We start from the raw sequence: 23316 nt of genomic DNA, 5'->3' as shown, positions 1-23316 counted from the left end.
TTCCTTTTGCGCTTACGCGCGGATTTGTTGTGATTGTGATGATGTGGCACGCTGGCGGATATCAACCCGGGCAACGTCAACAAGTTTGCTTAACTGGCTAAACAGTAATTCGACAGGCCGCGGGCTGGCAACGGTCAATTCGATATTTATATTCCGCGCATCACTGGCGGTTTCCATATTCATCGCACATACCTGAAAGCCACGGTGACGCACCACGCGCAGCACGCGTTCTAACGTTTCAGGGTTGAAGCGGGCCTCAACGGCGACCTGATGTTGCATCATGATAATTTCTCCAGCATTTGTGAGTTACTGGCGCCGGGCGGCACCAACGGCCAGACATTCTCAAGTTCATCAATTGAGACATGAAGCAGGTATGGCCCTGGGCTCGTGAGCATCGTGTCGAGTGCCGCTTCAACCTGGTCTTTTCGGGTGATGTGCTGGCCGGGGATGCCGAAAGCGCTGGCCAGCGTGAGGAAATCGGGGTTATCAGTCAGGGTGGTTTCGCTATAACGCTCGTTGAAGAATAACTGCTGCCACTGGCGAACCATCCCTAAACGCTGGTTGTCCAGTAAGACAATCTTCAGCGGTAATTGCTTACGTTTAACGGTGCCGAGCTCCTGAACATTCATCATGAAGGAGCCGTCACCGGAGATACAGATTACCGTATCGTCCGGGCGGGCAACCTGCGCGCCAACGGCGGCGGGCAGACCGAAGCCCATCGTACCTAATCCACTGGACGTGATGAAATTTTCCGGGCGACTGAAACACAAATGTTGCGCCGCCCACATTTGATGCTGACCCACGTCGGTAGTGACCACGCTGTTTTCCGGCTTGCGATCGGAGAGCTGTTTTAATAACAGCGGCGCATAAATAGCCTCACCCGGATGATCGTAACGCCAAGCGTGTTCGCGACGCAGGTCCGCGCTGTATTGACGCCACGCATCAATTGCCAGCGGCTGTTGCAGCGCAGGCAGCAGCGCATTTAAATCGCCCTGCAACGCAACGTTCGCCTGGCGCAGTTTGCTCATTTCCGCCGGATCGATATCCATATGGATCACTTTGGCGTTCGGGGCGAAGGTATTCAGCTTACCGGTCACGCGATCGTCAAAGCGGGCACCAACGGCAATCAGCAAGTCACACTCCTGCACGGCGAAATTCGCGGCTTTCGTACCGTGCATCCCCAGCATGCCGAGATAGTAAGCATAATCAGCTTCCACCGCGCCCAGCCCTTTCAGCGTGCAAGTGACCGGCATTTGCGTCACGCTCAGAAACGCACGCAACGCCGGAACCGCCTGCGCCATGCCCACACCGCCGCCAACGTACAGCATCGGTTTTGTTGCCTGCGAAAGCATCTGCACGGCCTGTTTAACTTCAGCCTGCGGGAAAGAGTGCTCATCGTCAACGGTCGCTAACCAGGGTTCCAGTTCGCCTTCAGCCAGCTGGATGTCTTTCGGAATATCCACCAGAACCGGACCTGGGCGACCGGAATTCGCCACGTAGAACGCCTCAGCCATGACTCGCGGTAACTCTTCCAGCGATTCAACCAGGAAGCTGTGCTTGGTGCAGGCCAGGGATAAACCGAGTACGTCTACTTCCTGAAACGCGTCGGTACCGATAAGCGGGGCAGCAACCTGGCCGGTGATGGCAACAACCGGGACGGAATCTAATAACGCATCAGCAAGACCGGTGATCAGGTTCGTCGCGCCCGGGCCGGAAGTGGCGATGCAAACGCCGGTTTTACCGGTAGCGCGAGCATAGCCAATAGCGGCCATCGCCGCGCCCTGCTCGTGCCGGCAAAGTAGGTGTTCCACGCCGCCGTCATACAATGCATCGTAAACCGGCATAATTGCGCCGCCCGGATAGCCGAAGACGATATCGACTTTCTGCGCTCGCAACGCATGTACTACCCACTGTGCCCCATTCATAGTCAGTTCCCCGCCGGATATCGGGAGAAACAGAATTTTGTGCTACTACTCATTCTCTGCTCCTCGTTTATGTTTTTAGGTCATAAAAAAACCCCCGGACCTTTCGGTGCGGGGGTCTTAGTTCGTTAAGGCTTGTTTTTTAAGCCTTTCCTCGTCCAAGTGCAGCCCCGCACGGTGGGATAATAATCACCACCACGCTAATCACAACCAGGCTAATCACTCGTAGAAGGGCTTTCATTTGTGTTCGTTCTTGCTTCATGTTCGAAGGAATGCCTAAAGAGGTAACACAGATTTAAGACAAGAAACAAGAAAAATTTATGACGCAATTTGCGGTTGCCCCGACAAAATGACAAAAAATGTTTGTTTTTTATAGAGAAAAGCCTTGGTGAAAATTTCTCACGTTTTGTAGGCGTAATACAACGCTGCGATCACCATTCCAACACAATGAAAAAAGCGACTAATTGCAGTGAAATTCAGGAAATGTGCGCGCAAAAACAATGTTTCGATAATGAAAAGCGATAACCAAAACAGATAATGTCTGCGAAAAGGAGAGCCTATGGCATTGTCTGTAATTTTTACGCGAGCGGCGTTAGGCGTGACGGCCCCCCTGGTCACCGTTGAAGTGCATATCAGTAATGGGCTACCGGGGCTGACTATTGTTGGGCTACCGGAAACCACCGTTAAAGAAGCACGCGATCGTGTTCGTAGCGCCATTATCAATAGCGGGTATGAATTCCCGGCAAAAAGGATCACGATCAACCTGGCACCCGCGGATCTGCCCAAAGAAGGTGGACGATACGATTTACCCATCGCTATCGCGCTTCTGTCCGCTTCTGAGCAGCTAACAGCATCAGAACTGAGTCGTTATGAGTTTGTCGGCGAACTTGCCCTTACAGGCGCATTACGTGGGGTTCCCGGTGCCATCTCTTCTGTCATTGAAGCAGTCAAAGCCAACAGACGCATCGTTATTGCCAGAGAAAACGAAGCTGAAGCAAGCCTTACGGAAACGCAGGAGTGTCTGGTCGCCGACCATTTACAGGAAGTATGCGCGTTTCTGGAAGGAAAACAGGCATTACCTTCGCCTGCCCCCTTTTGTAGCAACCAGGAGGCCTACAGCGAGGATTTAAGCGATGTTATTGGACAAGAACAAGGGAAGCGCGCACTGGAAATCACAGCGGCAGGTGGACATAACTTGTTGTTAATCGGACCACCGGGCACGGGCAAGACCATGCTGGCCAGTCGGCTGGGGGGATTGCTGCCGCCATTGAACAACCAGGAGGCACTGGAAAGCGCGGCCATTATGAGCGTGGTAAATTCAGCGGTACTCTCTCGCCACTGGCGCAGACGCCCATTCAGAGCGCCGCATCACAGTGCTTCACTAGCGGCGCTGGTTGGCGGCGGCTCCATACCAGCCCCGGGCGAGATTTCGCTGGCGCATAATGGCGTTCTGTTTCTGGATGAATTACCGGAATTTGAACGCCGCGTGCTGGATGCACTCCGCGAACCTATCGAATCAGGACAAATCCATCTCTCGCGGGCAAGGGCGAAAGTTACTTATCCCGCACGTTTCCAGTTAATCGCTGCCATGAACCCGAGTCCGACAGGCCATTACCAGGGAAATCATAACCGCTCGACACCGGAGCAAACGCTGCGCTATTTGGGAAAGTTATCAGGCCCTTTTCTCGATCGCTTCGATCTGTCGCTCGAGATCCCCCTGCTTGCACCGGGGTCGATGAGCCAGCCACAGCATAAAGGTGAAAGCAGTGAAACTGTGCGCTTACGGGTTATTCAGGCCCAGGCACGGCAATATCAACGGCAGAATAAACTTAACGCGCGTCTGGACAGCAGCGAAACGAAACAGCTTTGTATACTGACCAGAGAAGATGGGGCCTGGCTGGAAGAGACGTTAACACGTCTGGGATTGTCGGTACGTGCCTGGCAACGCCTGCTGAGAGTTGCACGAACGATAGCCGATCTCGAAGAAGAGCCATCGATCCAGCGTGCGCACCTGCAGGAAGCATTAAGCTATCGCGCAATCGACAGGTTACTGATTCATTTACAAAAGATGCTGATGTAAAAAAAGGGGCCTTAGCCCCTTTTCTCTTAATCTTCGGAATCCGTATAGTCTTCCGCACCTTCCATCTGTGGTTTCCCACCCGAAAGAGTGTGAAAGCGCTTCGGACGCTTAATGCGCGCCATATACTTGATCCAGACGCGTTCTGCTTCGGTGTCTGGTTCACGCTCTCCACGGCATACTGCAACGAATTGCATTTCTTCTGCAGTCACTGGTTCACGCTTACCGAGTTCCAGTTCGTTAAAAGCATAACCATAGCGCTCAAGCAGTTGCGCCTCTTTGATGGTGAAGTCACCGTGGCGAGAGAACCCGCGCGGATAATTCTTATTGTCGAAAAAACGATTCGTCGTCGTAAAGCTTTCCGCCATCCTGCACGCTCCTAATTCTTTGGCCGAGCTATTTATGGCGCGGAGTATTAGTTACGCTTGACAGAGTGTAAAACAAAACATTTAAATCATTACGACAAATATTTTTGTGGAGAAAACTGTGGATACGGAATTACTAAAAACTTTCCTCGAAGTTAGCAGGACTCGTCACTTCGGTCGTGCAGCCGAAGCACTCTATCTGACCCAGTCCGCGGTGAGTTTTCGTATTCGCCAGTTAGAGAACCAACTTGGGGTTAATCTCTTTACACGCCATCGCAACAATATTCGCCTGACAGCAGCGGGCGAGAAGCTGCTGCCGTATGCGGAAACATTGATGAGCACGTGGCAGGCAGCAAGAAAGGAAGTGGCACATACATCGCGACACCACCAATTTTCTATTGGAGCCAGCGCATCGCTCTGGGAATGCATGCTTAGCGATTGGTTAACCCGGCTGTATAACCTGCAAGGGAACCTTCAGTTCGAAGCACGAATTGCACAACGACAATCACTGGTTAAACAGTTACATGAGCGGCAACTGGATCTGTTGATCACCACAGAAACGCCAAAGATGGATGAATTTAGCAGCCAGTTACTTGGCCATTTCACACTTGCGCTTTATTGCGCAGTCCCGGAAAAGAGCAAGTCAGAATTGAATTATCTGCGCCTCGAATGGGGTCCGGATTTTCAACAGCATGAGTCGGAGTTAATCGCCAGTGATGATGTGCCAACTTTGACGACCAGTTCAGCAGAAGTGGCCCATCAACAATTACCGCAGCTCAATGGTTGCACCTGGCTGCCTGTCTCATGGGCAGAGCAAAAAGAGAAGTTATATCCAGTTGCTGACACAGCGATGCTTTCTCGCCCACTTTATGCAATTTGGCTGCAGAACAGCGATAAACAGAATCAGATCCGCGATCTTTTGAAAATCAAAGTGATCGATTGAGCATTTCTGGCAAGGATGCCATGTGAGAGATGATTTGTGGCATGGATGCTGAAAAAGAAGCAAAAAAAATCCTTAGCAGATGCTAAGGATTATTTCTGGCAGGGGCGGAGGGACTCGAACCCCCAACACCCGGTTTTGGAGACCGGTGCTCTACCAATTGAACTACGCCCCTAATTAGGGTGGCGGAACGGACGGGACTCGAACCCGCGACCCCCTGCGTGACAGGCAGGTATTCTAACCGACTGAACTACCGCTCCACCGAATTTCTTTACAACCACCGGTTTGTTGCCCCGGTTTCACTGCTAATTTGATGCCTGGCAGTTCCCTACTCTCGCATGGGGAGACCCCACACTACCATCGGCGCTACGGCGTTTCACTTCTGAGTTCGGCATGGGGTCAGGTGGGACCACCGCGCTGTTGCCGCCAGGCAAATTCTGTCTGTCAGAACGTTCTCACACTCTGACGTAATCTGTATCACGCTGAAAATCTTTTCTGTCTCTCACGCCAAAACACCTTCGGCGTTGTAAGGTTAAGCCTCACGGTTCATTAGTACCGGTTAGCTCAACGCATCGCTGCGCTTACACACCCGGCCTATCAACGTCGTCGTCTTCAACGTTCCTTCAGGAGCCTTAAAGGCTCAGGGAGAACTCATCTCGGGGCAAGTTTCGTGCTTAGATGCTTTCAGCACTTATCTCTTCCGCATTTAGCTACCGGGCAGTGCCATTGGCATGACAACCCGAACACCAGTGATGCGTCCACTCCGGTCCTCTCGTACTAGGAGCAGCCCCCCTCAATTCTCCAGCGCCCACGGCAGATAGGGACCGAACTGTCTCACGACGTTCTAAACCCAGCTCGCGTACCACTTTAAATGGCGAACAGCCATACCCTTGGGACCTACTTCAGCCCCAGGATGTGATGAGCCGACATCGAGGTGCCAAACACCGCCGTCGATATGAACTCTTGGGCGGTATCAGCCTGTTATCCCCGGAGTACCTTTTATCCGTTGAGCGATGGCCCTTCCATTCAGAACCACCGGATCACTATGACCTGCTTTCGCACCTGCTCGCGCCGTCACGCTCGCAGTCAAGCCAGCTTATGCCATTGCACTAACCTCCTGATGTCCGACCAGGATTAGCTGACCTTCGTGCTCCTCCGTTACGCTTTAGGAGGAGACCGCCCCAGTCAAACTACCCACCAGACACTGTCCGCAACCCGGGTAACGGGTCCACGTTAGAACACCAGCCATTAAAGGGTGGTATTTCAAGGACGGCTCCACGCAGACTGGCGTCCACGCTTCAAAGCCTCCCACCTATCCTACACATCAAGGACCAGTGTTCAGTGTCAAGCTATAGTAAAGGTTCACGGGGTCTTTCCGTCTTGCCGCGGGTACACTGCATCTTCACAGCGAGTTCAATTTCACTGAGTCTCGGGTGGAGACAGCCTGGCCATCATTACGCCATTCGTGCAGGTCGGAACTTACCCGACAAGGAATTTCGCTACCTTAGGACCGTTATAGTTACGGCCGCCGTTTACCGGGGCTTCGATCAAGAGCTTCTCCTTACGGATGACCCCATCAATTAACCTTCCGGCACCGGGCAGGCGTCACACCGTATACGTCCACTTTCGTGTTTGCACAGTGCTGTGTTTTTAATAAACAGTTGCAGCCAGCTGGTATCTTCGACTGGTTTCAGCTCCATGAGCAAGTCACTTCACCTACGCACCAGCGTGCCTTCTCCCGAAGTTACGGCACCATTTTGCCTAGTTCCTTCACCCGAGTTCTCTCAAGCGCCTTGGTATTCTCTACCTGACCACCTGTGTCGGTTTGGGGTACGATTTCGTGTTACCTGGAGCTTAGAGGCTTTTCCTGGAAGCAGGGCATTTGTTACTTCAGCACCGTAGTGCCTCGTCATCACGCCTCAGTGTTAAAGCACTCCGGATTTGCCTGGAGCACACACCTTCACGCTTAAACCGGGACAACCGTCGCCCGGCTAACATAGCCTTCTCCGTCCCCCCTTCGCAGTAACACCAAGTACAGGAATATTAACCTGTTTCCCATCGACTACGCCTTTCGGCCTCGCCTTAGGGGTCGACTCACCCTGCCCCGATTAACGTTGGACAGGAACCCTTGGTCTTCCGGCGAGCGGGCTTTTCACCCGCTTTATCGTTACTTATGTCAGCATTCGCACTTCTGATACCTCCAGCATGCCTCACAGCACACCTTCGCAGGCTTACAGAACGCTCCCCTACCCAACAACACATAGTGTCGCTGCCGCAGCTTCGGTGCATGGTTTAGCCCCGTTACATCTTCCGCGCAGGCCGACTCGACCAGTGAGCTATTACGCTTTCTTTAAATGATGGCTGCTTCTAAGCCAACATCCTGGCTGTCTGGGCCTTCCCACATCGTTTCCCACTTAACCATGACTTTGGGACCTTAGCTGGCGGTCTGGGTTGTTTCCCTCTTCACGACGGACGTTAGCACCCGCCGTGTGTCTCCCGTGATAACATTCTCCGGTATTCGTAGTTTGCATCGGGTTGGTAAGCCGGGATGGCCCCCTAGCCGAAACAGTGCTCTACCCCCGGAGATGAATTCACGAGGCGCTACCTAAATAGCTTTCGGGGAGAACCAGCTATCTCCCGGTTTGATTGGCCTTTCACCCCCAGCCACAGGTCATCCGCTAATTTTTCAACATTAGTCGGTTCGGTCCTCCAGTTAGTGTTACCCAACCTTCAACCTGCCCATGGCTAGATCACCGGGTTTCGGGTCTATACCCTGCAACTTAACGCCCAGTTAAGACTCGGTTTCCCTTCGGCTCCCCTATTCGGTTAACCTTGCTACAGAATATAAGTCGCTGACCCATTATACAAAAGGTACGCAGTCACACCCCGAAGGATGCTCCCACTGCTTGTACGTACACGGTTTCAGGTTCTTTTTCACTCCCCTCGCCGGGGTTCTTTTCGCCTTTCCCTCACGGTACTGGTTCACTATCGGTCAGTCAGGAGTATTTAGCCTTGGAGGATGGTCCCCCCATATTCAGACAGGATACCACGTGTCCCGCCCTACTCATCGAGCTCACAGCCTGTGTGCTTTTGTGTACGGGGCTGTCACCCTGTATCGCGCGACTTTCCAGACGCTTCCACTAACACACAAGCTGATTCAGGCTCTGGGCTCCTCCCCGTTCGCTCGCCGCTACTGGGGGAATCTCGGTTGATTTCTTTTCCTCGGGGTACTTAGATGTTTCAGTTCCCCCGGTTCGCCTCATTAACCTATGGATTCAGTTAATGATAGTGTGACGAGTCACACTGGGTTTCCCCATTCGGACATCGCCGGTTATAACGGTTCATATCACCTTACCGGCGCTTTTCGCAGATTAGCACGTCCTTCATCGCCTCTGACTGCCAGGGCATCCACCGTGTACGCTTAGTCGCTTAACCTCACAACCCGAAGATGTTTCGTGAAACATCCGCGTGTCGCAAAAATTTGAGAGACTCACAGAACAGTTCGCACTGTTCAGTGTTTCAATTTTCAGCTTGATCCAGATTTTTAAAGAGCAAAACTTCGCAGCACACACAGAATGTGTACTCTGAAGTTTTCTTGATTTCTGCAGTAAAGATGGTGGAGCTATGCGGGATCGAACCGCAGACCTCCTGCGTGCAAAGCAGGCGCTCTCCCAGCTGAGCTATAGCCCCATCGTAGTTAAATCCCGTATACCCGTAATTCATTCTGACACAAGGCCGGGTGACGCGAAGCATACATCTGTATGTGAGCGTTGCCACAACGCAGTATCAGCATGAATTTGGTAGGCCTGAGTGGACTTGAACCACCGACCTCACCCTTATCAGGGGTGCGCTCTAACCACCTGAGCTACAAGCCTGCAGAGATTTTTACTGCTCGTTATTTCATCAGACAATCTGTGTGGACACTGCAGGGAACGGTTCTTTAAGGTAAGGAGGTGATCCAACCGCAGGTTCCCCTACGGTTACCTTGTTACGACTTCACCCCAGTCATGAATCACAAAGTGGTAAGCGCCCTCCCGGAGGTTAAGCTACCTACTTCTTTTGCAACCCACTCCCATGGTGTGACGGGCGGTGTGTACAAGGCCCGGGAACGTATTCACCGTGGCATTCTGATCCACGATTACTAGCGATTCCGACTTCATGGAGTCGAGTTGCAGACTCCAATCCGGACTACGACGCACTTTATGAGGTCCGCTTGCTCTCGCGAGGTCGCTTCTCTTTGTATGCGCCATTGTAGCACGTGTGTAGCCCTGGTCGTAAGGGCCATGATGACTTGACGTCATCCCCACCTTCCTCCAGTTTATCACTGGCAGTCTCCTTTGAGTTCCCGGCCGGACCGCTGGCAACAAAGGATAAGGGTTGCGCTCGTTGCGGGACTTAACCCAACATTTCACAACACGAGCTGACGACAGCCATGCAGCACCTGTCTCACAGTTCCCGAAGGCACCAAAGCATCTCTGCTAAGTTCTGTGGATGTCAAGACCAGGTAAGGTTCTTCGCGTTGCATCGAATTAAACCACATGCTCCACCGCTTGTGCGGGCCCCCGTCAATTCATTTGAGTTTTAACCTTGCGGCCGTACTCCCCAGGCGGTCTATTTAACGCGTTAGCTCCGGAAGCCACGCCTCAAGGGCACAACCTCCAAATAGACATCGTTTACGGCGTGGACTACCAGGGTATCTAATCCTGTTTGCTCCCCACGCTTTCGCACCTGAGCGTCAGTCTTCGTCCAGGAGGCCGCCTTCGCCACCGGTATTCCTCCAGATCTCTACGCATTTCACCGCTACACCTGGAATTCTACCTCCCTCTACGAGACTCAAGCCTGCCAGTTTCGGATGCAGTTCCCAGGTTGAGCCCGGGGATTTCACATCCGACTTGACAGACCGCCTGCGTGCGCTTTACGCCCAGTAATTCCGATTAACGCTTGCACCCTCCGTATTACCGCGGCTGCTGGCACGGAGTTAGCCGGTGCTTCTTCTGCGGGTAACGTCAATCAACACGGTTATTAACCGTATCGCCTTCCTCCCCGCTGAAAGTACTTTACAACCCGAAGGCCTTCTTCATACACGCGGCATGGCTGCATCAGGCTTGCGCCCATTGTGCAATATTCCCCACTGCTGCCTCCCGTAGGAGTCTGGACCGTGTCTCAGTTCCAGTGTGGCTGGTCATCCTCTCAGACCAGCTAGGGATCGTCGCCTAGGTGAGCCGTTACCCCACCTACTAGCTAATCCCATCTGGGCACATCTGATGGCAAGAGGCCCGAAGGTCCCCCTCTTTGGTCTTGCGACATTATGCGGTATTAGCTACCGTTTCCAGTAGTTATCCCCCTCCATCAGGCAGTTTCCCAGACATTACTCACCCGTCCGCCACTCGTCACCCGAGAGCAAGCTCTCTGTGCTACCGTTCGACTTGCATGTGTTAGGCCTGCCGCCAGCGTTCAATCTGAGCCATGATCAAACTCTTCAATTTAAAAGTTTGATGCTCAATGTTTCTTTATTTCTAAAGAAAAGAACTTCGTAATGAATTACGTGTTCACTCACTGAGACTTGGTATTCATTTTTCGTCTTGCGACGTTCAAGAATCCAGTCACCCTGAGTGCCCACACAGATTGTCTGATAAATTGTTAAAGAGCAGTGTCGCTTCGCTTTTTGCTGCGGCGCGGGTTGCGTATACTACGCTTTCCCGCCGTGAAGTCAACTGTTTATTTTCAGATTTCTTCACCTGACAGGCCGGTGTATTTGCCGTTGTGCCGTGTCAGTGGTGGCGCATTATAGGGCGTTAATTCCCGCTGACAACCCCTAATTTCAAAAAACTTTTCAACCGTCTCTTTTTTGCGCAAAACTGCGCTAAAGCGCCAGTTTTTCGAGCTTTTTGAATCCATAGCGTTGCAAAACGGGCAATAATTGTGCGGTCTCTGGCGTTAAGGCCATGCAATAGGCAATATTCTCATCGGAAGATTTCGCATCCGGCGCTTCGTGTTCAAGCAGCCAGGCAGTACGTCGCGCAATTGCCGCACCTGAATCAATCAAACGCGTCCCTTCCGGTAACACTTGCAGCAATTCATCTTGCAGTAAAGGAAAGTGCGTACATCCCAGCACCACCGTATCCGGTGGCTCTTTCATGCGTAGCCATGGGCGAAGGATATGTCGCAGCTCATCCAGCGAGACCGTTTCACCATGCAGTTTCGCTTCCGCCAGCACCACTAATTCCGCCGAACCCAGCATCTCAATCCGGCACTCATTCGCGAAACGCGAAATCAGTTCGTGTGTATAAGGGCGCTTCACCGTCCCCCGCGTTGCCAGCAGCCCTACCACGCCGTTCGCCGTTAGGCGCGCTGCGGGTTTGATGGCAGGCACAACACCGACGACAGGGAAGGAAAACTTCTCCCGCAACGCAGGTAACGATACGGTGCTCGCCGTGTTACAGGCGATAACAGCCAGTGCGAGGGGGTATTGGGCCTGAACGGCAGTGACGATTTCGACAACGCGCTCAACGATGAACGCTTCGCTCTTCTCGCCATAGGGGAAAGCGACATTGTCAAATGTGTAGATGTAATGCAGATCCGGCAGGAGATGCCGGATCTCATCATAAACGGATAACCCACCGACGCCGGAGTCAAACACCAGCACGGTAGGACGTGCGTCAGAAGGTGTAGCTGCCAGACAAGGTGTATTCCCGTCCTGCAGTTTGGTAGCCATATGCTGTCTCGTACTCTTTATCGAACAGGTTGGCGATTTTACCACGAACTGTCAGATGAGAGGTCACAGGATATGAGGCAGAAAAATCAACCGTACTATAACTTGGCAAAATACGTTGCTCAGGATTATAGGTCGAAGTGCGGTTGTCATAGCGCTTACCGAAGTACTCCCAGGCCAGATCCATATCGACATTCAATACGGACCAGTCAAGCTGATACTTCGCCTGGCGCTTCGCACGACGCGGCAGCACTTCATGGGTTTCATCATCACGCGGGTCAATATATTGCAGCGTCACGCGATGCGAGAAAATGCCGGTATCGACGCTGCCCGTCCATTCAACGCCTTTAATGGTGGCAGAGTTGATGTTGTAGTAAGCCGTATCGCTATAGGTGATCAGGTTTTCAATCTCATAGCGATAGGCAGACAAACGCCAGTCCAGCGGGCCGGTTAAGCCTTCAACGCCAGCCTCCCACTGTCTGGACTCTTCCGGTTTCAGATTCGGATTGGAAGCAATACCAAAGCGCTTCGCACCAAACTGTTGGCCTAAAGAAGGTGCCAGGAAACCTGTGCCGTAAGAAACGGTCAGACGGTAATTCTCCACGAACTCCCAGCCAGCCGCGGTCTGCCAGGTGCCGTGCCAGCCGAATTCGTCATCTTTATCTTCACGGCCCGACGCTTCCAGCGTGACATCGCCAAACTGCTGCATCCCGTTCAGATATAAGCCCGTGTTTTCACGGTCGTAAGCGTCGCGCGTCGTGCTATTGGAAGAAACCAGACGCTCCTGTTTCCAGTCGACACCGGCGCCGACAGAACCTTTGCCCACATTAACGTTGTTGCCCCACTGGATATAGCGCTGCTCCATATCATCCAGTGTGGTGCCGTCGTTATAGCGGCCATAAATACTGCTGTAGTTGTAGTCTTTGCTTTTCTGGTAGCTGGCCAACAGTTGGGATGAGTAGATCCCCTGGGCGAAATTCAGCCCGGTATCCCACCCTTGCACATAAAGCTGACGCTCATCGGCACTATAGTCTGGCGCGAACGGCGGGCTGCCAAGATCGTAATCCACGTTGTTGCTAAAGTTGTAGCCGCGAAAGAAGCCGTCAAAGTTATCGTTGAATTTGTGCTGCAGGCTGCCCCAGAACGTTTTGTTGCGATAGCCGTCGCGATCATCATCATGATCCCAGGTTGAACCGGGCTGCACGTTAAAACCGCGCGTGCTGGTATAAGAACCCGCCGCCGTTGCCACCGTGTCGCCAAATCGCTGACGCAGCGTACCGTCATACGTCTGATAGCCCTTCGAACCAACCCCGGCATTGATTTGTGATTTCTCATTGCCGGTCATGGTAATGACGTTAACCACGCCGCCAATTGCCCCGGAGCCATACACGGCAGAGCGCGGCCCGCGAATATATTCAACGCGTTGCACTAAAGAGAGCGGGATTTGGTTCAGTTCGGGATCGTTGGAAATCCCGGAGCGCGCGACCGGTACGCCATCAATCAACAGCAGCAGGTGTTTCGCTTCCGTGCCCCGCACATAAACCGAGGCGGTTTGGCCTAATCCGCCGTTTTGCGCAATATCAACACCAGGCAGGCGACGCAACACATCAACCAGTGAGCGAGACTGCCAGCGATCGATGTCCTCACGCGTCACCACTTCCGTTGGTGCAAGCACCGTCTTAGCCGGTTGTTGAAAACGATTTGCTGTCACCACCAAATTGTCTGAACTGCTATCTTGCGCCCAGCCGGAAAAAGCTGTGACGGAGAGCGCCGTCAGCAGCGAAGCTTTTTTAATCATTGTGAAAGCATCCACATAAGAGTAAGGATGCCGCAGGTTCCATCAATAGCACGCGATGATGTCAACCAGATGCGACGTAAACCGGCAGGTCTTCGGGCTTGGAGGTACATCAAGAAAGCGACTTCCCACCCAACAGGCAGTGTCTGCTCTCTCACCTTGATCCTTACCGCTGCGCGTCAGCCCCAGATTCTCACTGGATTCCCTTTTAACTCACAGGACCGGAACAGGGATGCTACATTCTGTAACATATGGATGTCCAGACTGCTAACTGACTATTTAGCTCGCATCCGGGCTGGACATCGTCTGAGCAATGCCTACAATCCCCGCGTTATTCTTAATCACTCAGGAAGCATGATGACCCCCGAACACCTGCCGACAGATCAGTACGAAGCCCAACTGGCCGAAAAAGTCGTGCGTCTGCAATCAATGATGACGCCTTTTTCCGCGCCGCTTCCGGAGGTGTTCCGCTCACCGGTCAGCCATTACCGTATGCGCGCCGAATTCCGCATCTGGCATGACGGCAATGATCTCTACCACATCATTTTCGATCAGCAGACCAAATCACGTATCCGGGTGGATAGCTTCCCGGCGGCAAGCGAGCTGATTAACCAATTAATGACGGTCATGATCGAGGCGGTACGCGGAAATAAAACCCTGCGTCATAAGCTGTTCCAGATTGACTACCTGAGTACCATCAGCAACCAGGCGATTGTCACCCTGCTCTACCACAAAAAGCTGGATGATGAATGGCAAACAGAAGCAGCGCGCCTGCGTGACGCGCTGCGCGCGCAGAATCTGAATGTGCAGCTGATTGGCCGTGCGACGAAAACCAAAATCGAGCTGGATCAGGATTTTGTCGACGAGCGTCTGCCGGTCGGCGGCAGAGAGATGATCTACCGCCAGGTGGAGAACAGCTTTACGCAGCCTAACGCGGCGATGAACATTCAGATGCTGGAGTGGGCGCTGGATGTTACGCGTCATTCTACGGGTGATCTGCTGGAGTTGTACTGCGGAAACGGCAACTTCTCGCTGGCGCTGGCGCGCAATTTCGATCGTGTACTGGCCACCGAAATCGCCAAACCGTCCGTGGCGGCAGCGCAATACAATATCGCGGCTAACCACATCGATAATGTGCAGATTATCCGCATGTCCGCCGAAGAGTTTACCCAGGCGATGAATGGCGTACGCGCCTTTAACCGTTTACAAGGAATCGATCTGACGAGCTACCAGTGCGAAACGATTTTCGTCGATCCCCCGCGTAGCGGGCTGGACGCGGAAACCGAGAAAATGGTGCAGGCCTATCCGCGTATTCTGTATATCTCCTGCAATCCGGAAACACTGTGTAAGAACCTGGAAATATTGAGCCAGACGCACAACGTTTCACGTCTGGCGCTGTTCGATCAATTCCCGTATACGCACCACATGGAGTGCGGCGTACTGCTTACGCGTAAAGACAAATAGCGCTATTCAGGCTGTATAAAATACGCCAATTCCATTTAACGGCTGGCCTGTCAAACAGGCCAGCCGAATAATAGTGGTGAGAGGAAAATAACTGCTGCACGTAACTATTTATTTATCAGAATAATGACGATTGCGGAACGTGATCGCGCTAACGTTATTTTATAATAATTTGTGAATGTTCTGACACGGTATTTATATTACCAGAGATATTTAATCCTGTTATTAAGCAATCAGCCCTGCACGAAACAGGGCTGAGAAGTAATGTCTTTTAAGGGTTATTTATCGGCAATAAAGTGATCATCATCGCCTACCGGAATATAAACACGAACCCACTCTTTACCGTCGACAATATCCCAACTGTGACCTTCTCCCGCCGTGTCTGCCGCAAGCAAAATGGTGCCGGGTTCGATGATAAAGGTTGAGCCATCGCTGACCCTGAACTTCAACTTACCTTTCATCGTCACCACGTATTGCTTCTTCGGTGCCGGATGCACACCTTTTTGCCACTCTTCGAAGGTATTGCTGAAGTAGAGATTTTGCGAAGAGAGCTTCGCCAGCGAGGGAACAGAACCTTTAATAAACGCAGAGTGGTTATCCTGCGTATTAATGAGCTTTATCGCCGGAATACGATGTTCGCTCACGTTCGTTTTGGTTGTATCCGCGGATCCGGTGATCGAAATAACTAAACCTGCAGTGGCTAATAGAAGTTGTGTTATTTTTTTCATGAGGATGTCCAGAGTTAATTTTTACCTGCAACCTGAAAGCATCAGGCAACCGAATAAAATGCCGCTCCAGTACAACAAAGAAAGGGAATTACATCGTAGATTTTTTTAATTAATAAATTATTAATTCATTAAGGCTGGAAACTATTTCGGAGGATAAAAAAGAAAGAGATAATTGTCGGCGCTCACTTATTCACGAATATAAACCCCTCTCCCGCAGGGAGAGGGGTTAACGCTTATTCAGAGGCTTCGTGTTTGCGACCGCGCAGACGAAAACCAATCCAGAAAACCAGCACCACCGACAATACGGCAGGCAGGAAGTTAGAACCGATATCCGGGTACTCCGCGCGTACCACCGTACTGTAAATCAGCACTCCGAGGATAAAACACGCGGCGGCAAGGCCTGGCAGCCCCACCGGCATCGTGCGATTTTGATAGCGCTGATGCAGACAGTACACCGTCAGCACCAGCGAAATAATCGGGAATATGGAAAACGGTACAATAGAGCTGAACACGGCGGAGAACGTACCGTTAATCGATAAGCCAGCGATGAGCGCCAGCAGCAACGTACCTTTATCTTGACCAGACTGTTTCATTACTCATCCTTCACTCGTCGGTTGATGCGCCAGTTTTTCCTGTTCACGGCGATACCAGTAATACGCGCCTTTTGAAATCATGCGCAATTGTAGTACCAGTCGCTCTTCTAATTGCCTGCGTTGTTCCGCCCCCACATCCAGCGCCTCAGCACCGGCGTTGAAGACAATCGTCACCATCGCTTCGGCTTGCGCTTCGGTGAACGCGCGCGGCATATGGTTTTCGAGTTCAAGGTAGTCGGCAAGTTCCGCAATAAAATGTTGGATCTCACGCGCTACCGCCGCACGAAAGGCGGCGGACGTTCCGGAGCGTTCCCGCAACAGGAGCTGAAAAGCATTGGGGTTATTGCCGATAAATTCCATAAATGTGGAAACCGACGTGCGGATCACGCTACCGCCTTTCGCAATACGTTGACGCGCCTGGCGCATCAACTGGCGCAGCATTAACCCGCTTTCGTCCACCATGGTCAGACCGAGTTCATCCACATCACGGAAATGACGATAAAAAGACGTTGGCGCAATGCCTGCCTCACGGGCGACTTCCCGCAGGCTCAGGCTGGCGAAGCTGCGCTCCGCGCTGAGTTGGCTAAATGCGGCTTCGATCAGCGAACGCCGGGTTCTCTCTTTTTGTTGCGCTCTTACACCCATCACGATGTTTGAATCCTTCCAGGGGCCCGCTGGCACTATACCAGAGAATAAATCCGATCCGATTGTACTGGATTGTGACTGATTGTTTACGCGCAGTTTCTTCTTTTTCGTGGCAAAAGAGCACAACGATAATTGGGTTACCGCCGCTTTGATGTTAGTATTATGTTGCTTTTATGTATAAGAACAGGTAAGCCTTACCATGCCACATTCCTACGATTATGATGCAATAGTAATAGGCTCCGGCCCCGGCGGCGAAGGCGCAGCCATGGGCCTGGTTAAACAAGGAGCACGGGTCGCGGTTATTGAGCGTTACCACAATGTCGGCGGCGGCTGTACGCATTGGGGCACCATCCCCTCAAAAGCGTTGCGTCACGCCGTTAGCCGTATTATCGAATTCAACCAAAACCCGCTCTACAGTGACCACACCCGCCTTCTCCGCTCCTCTTTCGCCGATATCCTGAACCATGCTGAAAGCGTGATTAATCAGCAAACGCGCATGCGTCAGGGCTTTTATGAGCGTAACCGCTGTGAAATTTTAGAAGGCAACGCCCATTTTATTGATGACCACACACTGGCGCTGGAGTGTCACGACGGCACTGTCGAAACCATCACTGCCGAAAAGTTTGTTATCGCCTGCGGCTCACGACCCTACCGTCCTGCCGATGTCGATTTCGCCCATCCGCGCGTTTACGACAGCGACTCGATCCTCGATATGCACCACGAACCCCGCCATGTGATCATCTATGGTGCGGGGGTGATCGGTTGCGAATACGCGTCGATCTTCCGCGGTATGAACGTCAAAGTGGATCTGATCAACACGCGCGATCGCCTGCTGGCGTTCCTTGATCAGGAGATGTCAGACTCACTCTCTTATCACTTCTGGAATAGCGGCGTCGTTATCCGCCATAACGAAGAGTATGAGCGCATTGAACCGCTGGATGACGGGGTGATTATGCACCTGAAATCCGGCAAAAAACTGAAAGCCGACTGCCTGCTCTACGCCAACGGCCGTACCGGGAACACCGACAGCCTGCAGCTGGCGAATATTGGCCTTGAAGCCGATGGCCGTGGTCAGTTGAAGGTTAACAGCATGTATCAGACCGCGCTGCCGCACGTCTATGCGGTGGGCGATGTGATTGGTTACCCAAGCCTGGCATCAGCGGCTTACGATCAGGGGCGCATTGCCGCGCAGGCGATGATCAAAGGTGAAGCCACCGCCCATCTGATTGAAGATATTCCGACCGGGATTTATACCATTCCGGAGATCAGTTCCGTGGGCAAAACCGAACAGCAGCTCACGGCCATGAAAGTGCCGTATGAAGTGGGTCGCGCGCAGTTTAAACACCTGGCGCGGGCGCAGATTGTCGGCATGAATGTCGGTACGCTGAAGATCCTGTTTCACCGCGAAACGAAAGAGATTTTGGGGATTCACTGCTTTGGCGAGCGCGCGGCCGAAATTATTCATATCGGCCAGGCGATTATGGAGCAGAAAGGTGGCGGTAACACCATCGAGTACTTTGTTAACACCACCTTTAACTACCCGACCATGGCGGAAGCCTACCGGGTAGCGGCGCTAAACGGCTTAAACCGCCTGTTTTAACGCCGTGTCGAAATGGCCATCCATCGCACCACGGATGGCCTCTGCCAGCTGCTCATAGCGGCTGCGCAGCGGCGAACCCGGGCGATACACCAGCCCAACCGTGCGTTTCGGTTCAGGTTTGATGCACGGCAGATACACCACGCCATCGCGTTTACGCTCGCGCGGAACGGAAAGCGCAGGCAGCAACGTGATACCGCTCCCGGCGGCGACCATATTGCGCAGCGTTTCCAGGCTGGTTGCGCGGAAATGCGTATCTTCATCCGCACCCGCTTCAAAGCAGAAGCCCATCGCCTGGTCGCGCAGGCAGTGCCCATCTTCCAGCATCAGCAGCTTTTCGCCCGCCAGGTCAGCCATCGGCACACATTCGCGGTTCGCCCACGGGTGATCTTCATAAATCGCCAGCATCATCGGCTCATCGTACAGCGGCACCTCAATAAAGGCTTCGCTCTCTTTCACCAGCGCGAGGATCGCGCAGTCGAGCTTGCCGCTGTCCAGCTGCGCCAGCAGTTGATGCGTCTGCGCTTCATGCAGATACATTTCCAGTTTCGGGAAAGTCTGGTGCAGCAGCGGAATGATATGAGGCAACAGGTAAGGTCCAACGGTTGGGATCAGGCCAATATGCAGCGGGCCGGACATCGTTTCCCCCTGCTGGCTTGCCATTTCCTTCAGCACTTTGACCTCGCGCAGCACAGTGCGCGCCTGATCTACCAGCAACAAACCCGCCTGGGTGAACAGCACTTTGCGGCTGGTACGCTCCAGCAGCATTACGCCAAGTTCATCTTCCAGTTTACGGATCTGCCCGCTCAGCGTGGGCTGGCTGACGTGGCAAGAGTCGGCTGCACGGCGAAAATGGCGGTGTTCGGCTAACGCCACCAGGTACTCAAGATCACGAATATTCATTATTCATCCTCCGTCGCCACGATAGTTCATGGCGATAGATAGCATAGCAACGAACGATTATCCCTATCAAGCATTCTGTTCAATAATTAGCACCAGAAACGAAGCGGTACCTCTGTTTGACCCGTGATGAGGCCACTACCCCTGTTTCTCTCTGAACAACTAAAGCCAACGTGAACGTTTTGCGGACCTGAGAGTCCGCTTTTTTTTGCATAAAAAAGCCCGGCGTCACGCCAGGCTCCTGTTTGCAAACCACGCCGCGCTTACACCAGCCGCGCCTTCGCATCCGCAATCGCCTGTGCAACCTGCACCGGTGACACGCCGCCTTTCGCCGCGCGTTTATCCAGGCAGGATTGCAGTGACAGAATGGGATAAACATCGTCGCCAATCACATCGCTGAATTTTTGCAAATCGGCAAGCGGCAGATCTTCCAGCGGTTTGCCCTGGCGAATCGCTTCTACCACCGCTTCACCAACAATGTGGTGCGCTTCGCGGAACGGTACGCCTTTCGCAACCAGATAATCCGCCAGTTCGGTGGCGTTAGCGTACCCCTGCTGCGCCGCTTCCTGGCAGCGCGGGCGTTTCACCTGAATACCGTCCAGCACCAGCGCCGCCATGTGCAGGCAGTCAAGCCAGGTGTCGAGCGCATCGAACAGCCCTTCTTTGTCTTCCTGCATATCTTTGTTGTACGCCAGCGGCAGGCCTTTTAGCGTCATCATCATGCCGGTTAACGCGCCCTGCACACGGCCGCACTTACCACGGATCAGCTCCAGCGCATCCGGGTTTTTCTTTTGCGGCATCAGCGAAGAACCAGAGGTTACGCGGTCAGAAAGCTCAACAAACGCCGCTTCGCCGGAGTTAAAGAAAATCAGATCTTCGGCAAAGCGCGACAGATGCACCATGCCAATTGACGCATCAGAAAGCAGCTCCAGCACGTGATCGCGGTCGGAAACGCTATCCAGGCTATTGCGGGTTGCCGAGGCAAAACCCAGCCAGCCCGCTAACTGCTCACGGTCGATTTCATACGCCGTTCCTGCCAGTGCGCCGCTGCCCAGCGGGCTGACATCCAGGCGTTTCAGCGTATCCTGCAAACGGCTTTCATCACGCGCCAGCATCTCAACATAGGCCAGCGACCAGTGCGCGAACGTCACTGGCTGCGCACGTTGCAGGTGCGTATAACCCGGCATGACGGCGTCCTGGTTATTTTCCGCCGTCACCACCAGCGCGCTCTGCAACTGTCGATTCGCCAGCAGCAATTCACTGATGGTGTCTTTGCACCACAGCTTCAGATCGGTCGCGACCTGGTCATTACGACTGCGTCCGGTGTGCAGTTTTTTGCCCAGTTGGCCAACCTTATCAATGAGCTTACCTTCCACCCAACTGTGAATATCTTCTGCATCGCTTTGCAAAATCTGCTGCGGGTTAGCCCGCACTTCTTCCAGCAAATTATTCAGCGCTTCTTCCAGTTGCTGCTGCTCAGCCGCTGTCAACACGCCAACGGTTACCAGCGCTTTAGACCAGGCCACAGAGCCAACGATATCCTGCTCCGCCAGGCGATAGTCAAAGCGCAAAGAGTCATTGAACTGTTTGAACCGTTGATCCGCTGCCTGAGTAAAACGCCCGCCCCAAAGTGCCATAGTGTGGTTCCTTCTCTTTATCCGTTTTGCCGGACGGCGCTGCGCCTGCCCGGCCAACATAAATTGTTGTGTCGTTACGCCAGAATACGGGTGCCGATCGGCGTGCCGTTAAACAGCGCGGGTAACTGCTCGGCATGACGCCAGGAAGCGATATCCACCGGGCGACCCAGCGTGCGCGCCGCATCCAGCGCCGCATTCACTTTGACGATCATGCCATCGGTAATGATGCCCTGGGCAATCAATTGTTCCGCTTTCGCTGCTGTCATCTCGGCAATGCGCTGGCCTTTACCGTCCAGAATGCCACTTACATCAGACAGCAGGATCAAATCCGCACCCAATGTTGCAGCCAGCGCGGTTGCCGCCTGGTCGGCGTTGACGTTCATCAACTCACCTTCATCGGTGACGCCAATGGAGCTGATCACCGGCAAGAAACCGCCATCGAGCAGCGCGTTAATCAGTTTCGGTGAACCCGGTTGCGCCAGGCCCACATGCCCCAGCTCTTCATCCAGTTGTGTCACTTTCACGCTGTCGCCATCGCCGAGGAACAGGCCGACAGAGGCGATATGGTGTTTCTTCGCCCACGCCAGCAGGGTTTTGTTGGCCGTACCGGCCAGCGCACCGGTGATGATGTCAATCTGATCCGCCGGGGTCACGCGCAGGCCATTTTTCTTTTTCACCGGCAGGTTGAGTTGTTTCATTAACTCATCCACCACGCAGCCGCCGCCGTGGACAATCACTAACGGGCGCTGATGAGATTCACGATAGTGCACCAGTGCCGTAAACAAACGCTCCAGCGCTTCCTCGCTATCCAGCAGTACGCCACCGAGCTTAATAATTAATGGATTCATCATCACGCCTGTTCAATTAAATAAGTGACTGAGTTTCAGCATAGCCAAAACGAATATTCGCGCACTGTACTGCCTGCGCCGCCGCGCCTTTCAGCAAGTTATCTTCCGTGGCGACGACAATCAGGTGCTCATCCTGTACCGCAAAACCGATATCGCAGAACGGCAGGCCAACCACGTTTTTCAACGCCGGCACGCCTTTGTCGTATAAACGTACCAGCGGTTTATCGCCATACGCCTGTTTGAACACATCCGCCACCTGCGCGTGGGTAACGCCCGGTTGCAAACGGCAGGTAATGGTTTCGAGGATCCCACGCGGGAAGCTCGCCAGGTGCGGGGTGAAAATCACCTGCGCACCAAGGTGAGTAGCGATTTCCGGATGGTGGCGATGGTTGAAAACGCCGTAAGGTTGCAGGCTCACTTCACAGAAACTGTTCGAAAGCGCCGCCTTACGTCCCGCACCGCTTACCCCGCTGGTGGCGTTGATCACCGGCCACTGGTTCAGATCCAGCAGCCCGGCATCGATCAGCGGTTTTAACGACAGCTGCGCCGCTGTCGGGTAGCAACCCGGTACGGCAATTAATTGCGCTTCTTTCAGTTTGTCATGGTTCCACTCCGCCAGGCCATAAACCGCCTGCGCCAGCAGATCGGCGTGCTGATGGGTGAAACCGTAGAATTTTTCATAAAATGCAGGATCGTTAACGCGGTAAGCCCCGGAGAGATCGAACACTACACATCCCGCCGCCAGGCAGGTTGGCACCAGATCGTGGCTCACTTCATGGGCGGTGGCGAGAAAAACAACATCCACGCCGTCCAGGAAATCGCCAATATCGGACATCGGCTGTAACGGGAGATCAACCATACCTTTCAACTGCGGATGTAAATCAGAGATACATTTTCCTGCATCATTACTTTGCGCAGAAACCGTCAAAGCGGTTATGTTCATATGAGGATGGCGATTTACATAGGTCACTAGCTCTGCACCAGCATAACCGCTGGCACCCACAATTAATGTGTTCAACATTGGGGCGGTTTACCTTCTTACGTCATGTGTGCCAGGGAAAGACTCGGCATCAATCCCGCGTCGCTGAGCGAAGTC

The 23316-nt window shown here is 53.1% G+C and carries 18 protein-coding genes, 4 tRNA genes, 3 rRNA genes and 1 riboswitch; of the genes, 4 read left to right on the top strand and 21 right to left on the bottom strand.

Translation table 11 applies throughout. The features are described 5' to 3' along the window. Positions 1-12: 12 nt before the first annotated feature. The 4 genes from ilvM to ilvL form a co-directional block, all read right to left on the bottom strand. Entirely contained in the window at positions 13-282 is a 270-nt protein-coding gene (gene ilvM, locus IP581_RS00665) for an acetolactate synthase 2 small subunit (protein WP_017459702.1), read from the bottom strand. Then, positions 279-1925: an acetolactate synthase 2 catalytic subunit gene (ilvG, locus tag IP581_RS00660; RefSeq protein ID WP_193821533.1), complete on the bottom strand. Its 1647-nt coding sequence runs from the start codon at positions 1923-1925 to the stop codon at positions 279-281. Before ilvG ends, ilvM begins: the two co-directional genes overlap by 4 nt. A 2-nt stretch (positions 1926-1927) precedes the next feature. Beyond that, positions 1928-1978, bottom strand: coding sequence for a peptide IlvX (gene ilvX / locus IP581_RS24060; RefSeq protein ID WP_202819293.1), 51 nt, complete (start codon positions 1976-1978; stop codon positions 1928-1930). Positions 1979-2064: 86 nt separating this feature from the next. After that, positions 2065-2163, bottom strand: coding sequence for an ilv operon leader peptide (gene ilvL / locus IP581_RS00655; RefSeq protein WP_015966468.1), 99 nt, complete (start codon positions 2161-2163; stop codon positions 2065-2067). A 318-nt stretch (positions 2164-2481) separates the two neighbouring features. On the opposite strand from ilvL, the gene IP581_RS00650 reads away from it, so the two are divergent. After that, the gene (locus IP581_RS00650) at positions 2482-4002 is read left to right on the top strand and encodes a YifB family Mg chelatase-like AAA ATPase (RefSeq protein WP_193821532.1); all 1521 of its coding nucleotides are present in this window, start codon (positions 2482-2484) and stop codon (positions 4000-4002) included. A 26-nt stretch (positions 4003-4028) separates the two neighbouring features. Here IP581_RS00650 and IP581_RS00645 read toward each other — a convergent pair whose 3' ends face one another. After that, on the bottom strand, positions 4029-4367 hold the full coding sequence (locus IP581_RS00645; protein WP_086871083.1) for a DUF413 domain-containing protein: 339 nt from the start codon (positions 4365-4367) through the stop codon (positions 4029-4031). A 106-nt stretch (positions 4368-4473) separates the two neighbouring features. Here IP581_RS00645 and hdfR point away from each other — a divergent pair, with 106 nt between their 5' ends. After that, positions 4474-5307 (top strand): HTH-type transcriptional regulator HdfR, encoded by an 834-nt coding sequence (gene hdfR / locus IP581_RS00640; RefSeq protein WP_086871081.1) that lies wholly within the window; start codon positions 4474-4476, stop codon positions 5305-5307. 96 nt (positions 5308-5403) lie between these two features. On the opposite strand, the gene IP581_RS00635 is transcribed toward hdfR, so the two are convergent. From IP581_RS00635 to btuB, 9 genes are all read right to left on the bottom strand, one after another. Next, positions 5404-5479, bottom strand: a tRNA-Trp gene (locus IP581_RS00635). A gap of 8 nt (positions 5480-5487) precedes the next feature. Then, a tRNA-Asp gene (locus tag IP581_RS00630) sits at positions 5488-5564 on the bottom strand. A 55-nt stretch (positions 5565-5619) separates the two neighbouring features. Continuing rightward, positions 5620-5735 (bottom strand): 5S ribosomal RNA (gene rrf / locus IP581_RS00625). A gap of 97 nt (positions 5736-5832) precedes the next feature. Then, a 23S ribosomal RNA gene (locus tag IP581_RS00620) occupies positions 5833-8739 on the bottom strand. 179 nt (positions 8740-8918) lie between these two features. Further along, positions 8919-8994, bottom strand: a tRNA-Ala gene (locus IP581_RS00615). Positions 8995-9102: 108 nt separating this feature from the next. Then, positions 9103-9179: transfer RNA gene (locus tag IP581_RS00610), tRNA-Ile, on the bottom strand. 71 nt (positions 9180-9250) lie between these two features. Then, positions 9251-10790, bottom strand: a 16S ribosomal RNA gene (locus tag IP581_RS00605). The 16S, 23S and 5S rRNA genes sit together here with 4 tRNA genes alongside, the layout of an rRNA operon. Before the next feature lie 377 nt (positions 10791-11167). Beyond that, positions 11168-12019, bottom strand: coding sequence for a glutamate racemase (gene murI, locus IP581_RS00600; RefSeq protein WP_086873277.1), 852 nt, complete (start codon positions 12017-12019; stop codon positions 11168-11170). Beyond that, complete coding sequence (gene btuB / locus IP581_RS00595; protein WP_097401939.1) at positions 11964-13814, bottom strand: TonB-dependent vitamin B12 receptor BtuB; 1851 nt, start codon at positions 13812-13814, stop codon at positions 11964-11966. Before btuB ends, murI begins: the two co-directional genes overlap by 56 nt. 66 nt (positions 13815-13880) lie before the next feature. Further along, positions 13881-14052: riboswitch (cobalamin riboswitch) on the bottom strand. A 116-nt stretch (positions 14053-14168) separates the two neighbouring features. Here btuB and trmA point away from each other — a divergent pair. Beyond that, positions 14169-15275, top strand: coding sequence for a tRNA (uridine(54)-C5)-methyltransferase TrmA (gene trmA, locus IP581_RS00590; RefSeq protein WP_193822617.1), 1107 nt, complete (start codon positions 14169-14171; stop codon positions 15273-15275). Between the two features lie 275 nt (positions 15276-15550). Here trmA and IP581_RS00585 read toward each other — a convergent pair whose 3' ends face one another. The 3 genes from IP581_RS00585 to fabR all read right to left on the bottom strand — a co-directional run bounded on the left by IP581_RS00585 (position 15551) and on the right by fabR (position 17241). Further along, complete coding sequence (locus tag IP581_RS00585) at positions 15551-16000, bottom strand: cupin domain-containing protein (protein ID WP_193821531.1); 450 nt, start codon at positions 15998-16000, stop codon at positions 15551-15553. Between the two features lie 233 nt (positions 16001-16233). Further along, complete coding sequence (locus IP581_RS00580) at positions 16234-16593, bottom strand: YijD family membrane protein (RefSeq protein ID WP_086873281.1); 360 nt, start codon at positions 16591-16593, stop codon at positions 16234-16236. A 3-nt stretch (positions 16594-16596) separates the two neighbouring features. After that, on the bottom strand, positions 16597-17241 hold the full coding sequence (fabR, locus tag IP581_RS00575) for an HTH-type transcriptional repressor FabR (RefSeq protein WP_017459617.1): 645 nt from the start codon (positions 17239-17241) through the stop codon (positions 16597-16599). Positions 17242-17437: 196 nt separating this feature from the next. Between fabR and sthA the strand changes: the two genes are divergently transcribed. Then, on the top strand, positions 17438-18838 hold the full coding sequence (gene sthA / locus IP581_RS00570; RefSeq protein ID WP_086873282.1) for a Si-specific NAD(P)(+) transhydrogenase: 1401 nt from the start codon (positions 17438-17440) through the stop codon (positions 18836-18838). Here the strand turns inward: sthA and oxyR are convergent. The 4 genes from oxyR to argC form a co-directional block, all read right to left on the bottom strand. Next, on the bottom strand, positions 18821-19738 hold the full coding sequence (gene oxyR / locus IP581_RS00565; RefSeq protein ID WP_017459619.1) for a DNA-binding transcriptional regulator OxyR: 918 nt from the start codon (positions 19736-19738) through the stop codon (positions 18821-18823). The genes sthA and oxyR overlap by 18 nt on opposite strands. Before the next feature lie 260 nt (positions 19739-19998). Then, positions 19999-21372 carry an argininosuccinate lyase gene (gene argH, locus IP581_RS00560; RefSeq protein ID WP_045512284.1) on the bottom strand — a complete coding sequence of 458 codons (1374 nt, stop codon included), beginning with the start codon at positions 21370-21372 and terminating at the stop codon, positions 19999-20001. A 74-nt stretch (positions 21373-21446) separates the two neighbouring features. After that, positions 21447-22223: an acetylglutamate kinase gene (argB, locus tag IP581_RS00555; protein ID WP_020455972.1), complete on the bottom strand. Its 777-nt coding sequence runs from the start codon at positions 22221-22223 to the stop codon at positions 21447-21449. Between the two features lie 13 nt (positions 22224-22236). Beyond that, on the bottom strand, positions 22237-23241 hold the full coding sequence (gene argC / locus IP581_RS00550; RefSeq protein ID WP_097401934.1) for an N-acetyl-gamma-glutamyl-phosphate reductase: 1005 nt from the start codon (positions 23239-23241) through the stop codon (positions 22237-22239). Positions 23242-23316 lie beyond the last annotated feature (75 nt).

The organism is Kosakonia pseudosacchari, assembly GCF_015167415.1.
Lineage (GTDB): Bacteria > Pseudomonadota > Gammaproteobacteria > Enterobacterales > Enterobacteriaceae > Kosakonia > Kosakonia pseudosacchari.
The sequence above is the reverse complement of the archived record's forward strand: the minus strand, read 5'-3'. Positions and strand labels throughout refer to the sequence as shown.

Coding starts and splice junctions, on each gene's coding strand:
- ilvM (WP_017459702.1), bottom strand. CDS start 282: ATGATGCAACATCAGGTCGCCGTTGAGGCCCGCTTCAACCCTGAAACG.
- ilvG (WP_193821533.1), bottom strand. CDS start 1,925: ATGAATGGGGCACAGTGGGTAGTACATGCGTTGCGAGCGCAGAAAGTC.
- ilvL (WP_015966468.1), bottom strand. CDS start 2,163: ATGAAAGCCCTTCTACGAGTGATTAGCCTGGTTGTGATTAGCGTGGTG.
- IP581_RS00650 (WP_193821532.1), top strand. CDS start 2,482: ATGGCATTGTCTGTAATTTTTACGCGAGCGGCGTTAGGCGTGACGGCC.
- IP581_RS00645 (WP_086871083.1), bottom strand. CDS start 4,367: ATGGCGGAAAGCTTTACGACGACGAATCGTTTTTTCGACAATAAGAAT.
- murI (WP_086873277.1), bottom strand. CDS start 12,019: ATGGCTACCAAACTGCAGGACGGGAATACACCTTGTCTGGCAGCTACA.
- btuB (WP_097401939.1), bottom strand. CDS start 13,814: ATGATTAAAAAAGCTTCGCTGCTGACGGCGCTCTCCGTCACAGCTTTT.
- trmA (WP_193822617.1), top strand. CDS start 14,169: ATGACCCCCGAACACCTGCCGACAGATCAGTACGAAGCCCAACTGGCC.
- IP581_RS00585 (WP_193821531.1), bottom strand. CDS start 16,000: ATGAAAAAAATAACACAACTTCTATTAGCCACTGCAGGTTTAGTTATT.
- IP581_RS00580 (WP_086873281.1), bottom strand. CDS start 16,593: ATGAAACAGTCTGGTCAAGATAAAGGTACGTTGCTGCTGGCGCTCATC.
- sthA (WP_086873282.1), top strand. CDS start 17,438: ATGCCACATTCCTACGATTATGATGCAATAGTAATAGGCTCCGGCCCC.
- oxyR (WP_017459619.1), bottom strand. CDS start 19,738: ATGAATATTCGTGATCTTGAGTACCTGGTGGCGTTAGCCGAACACCGC.
- argH (WP_045512284.1), bottom strand. CDS start 21,372: ATGGCACTTTGGGGCGGGCGTTTTACTCAGGCAGCGGATCAACGGTTC.
- argB (WP_020455972.1), bottom strand. CDS start 22,223: ATGATGAATCCATTAATTATTAAGCTCGGTGGCGTACTGCTGGATAGC.
- argC (WP_097401934.1), bottom strand. CDS start 23,241: ATGTTGAACACATTAATTGTGGGTGCCAGCGGTTATGCTGGTGCAGAG.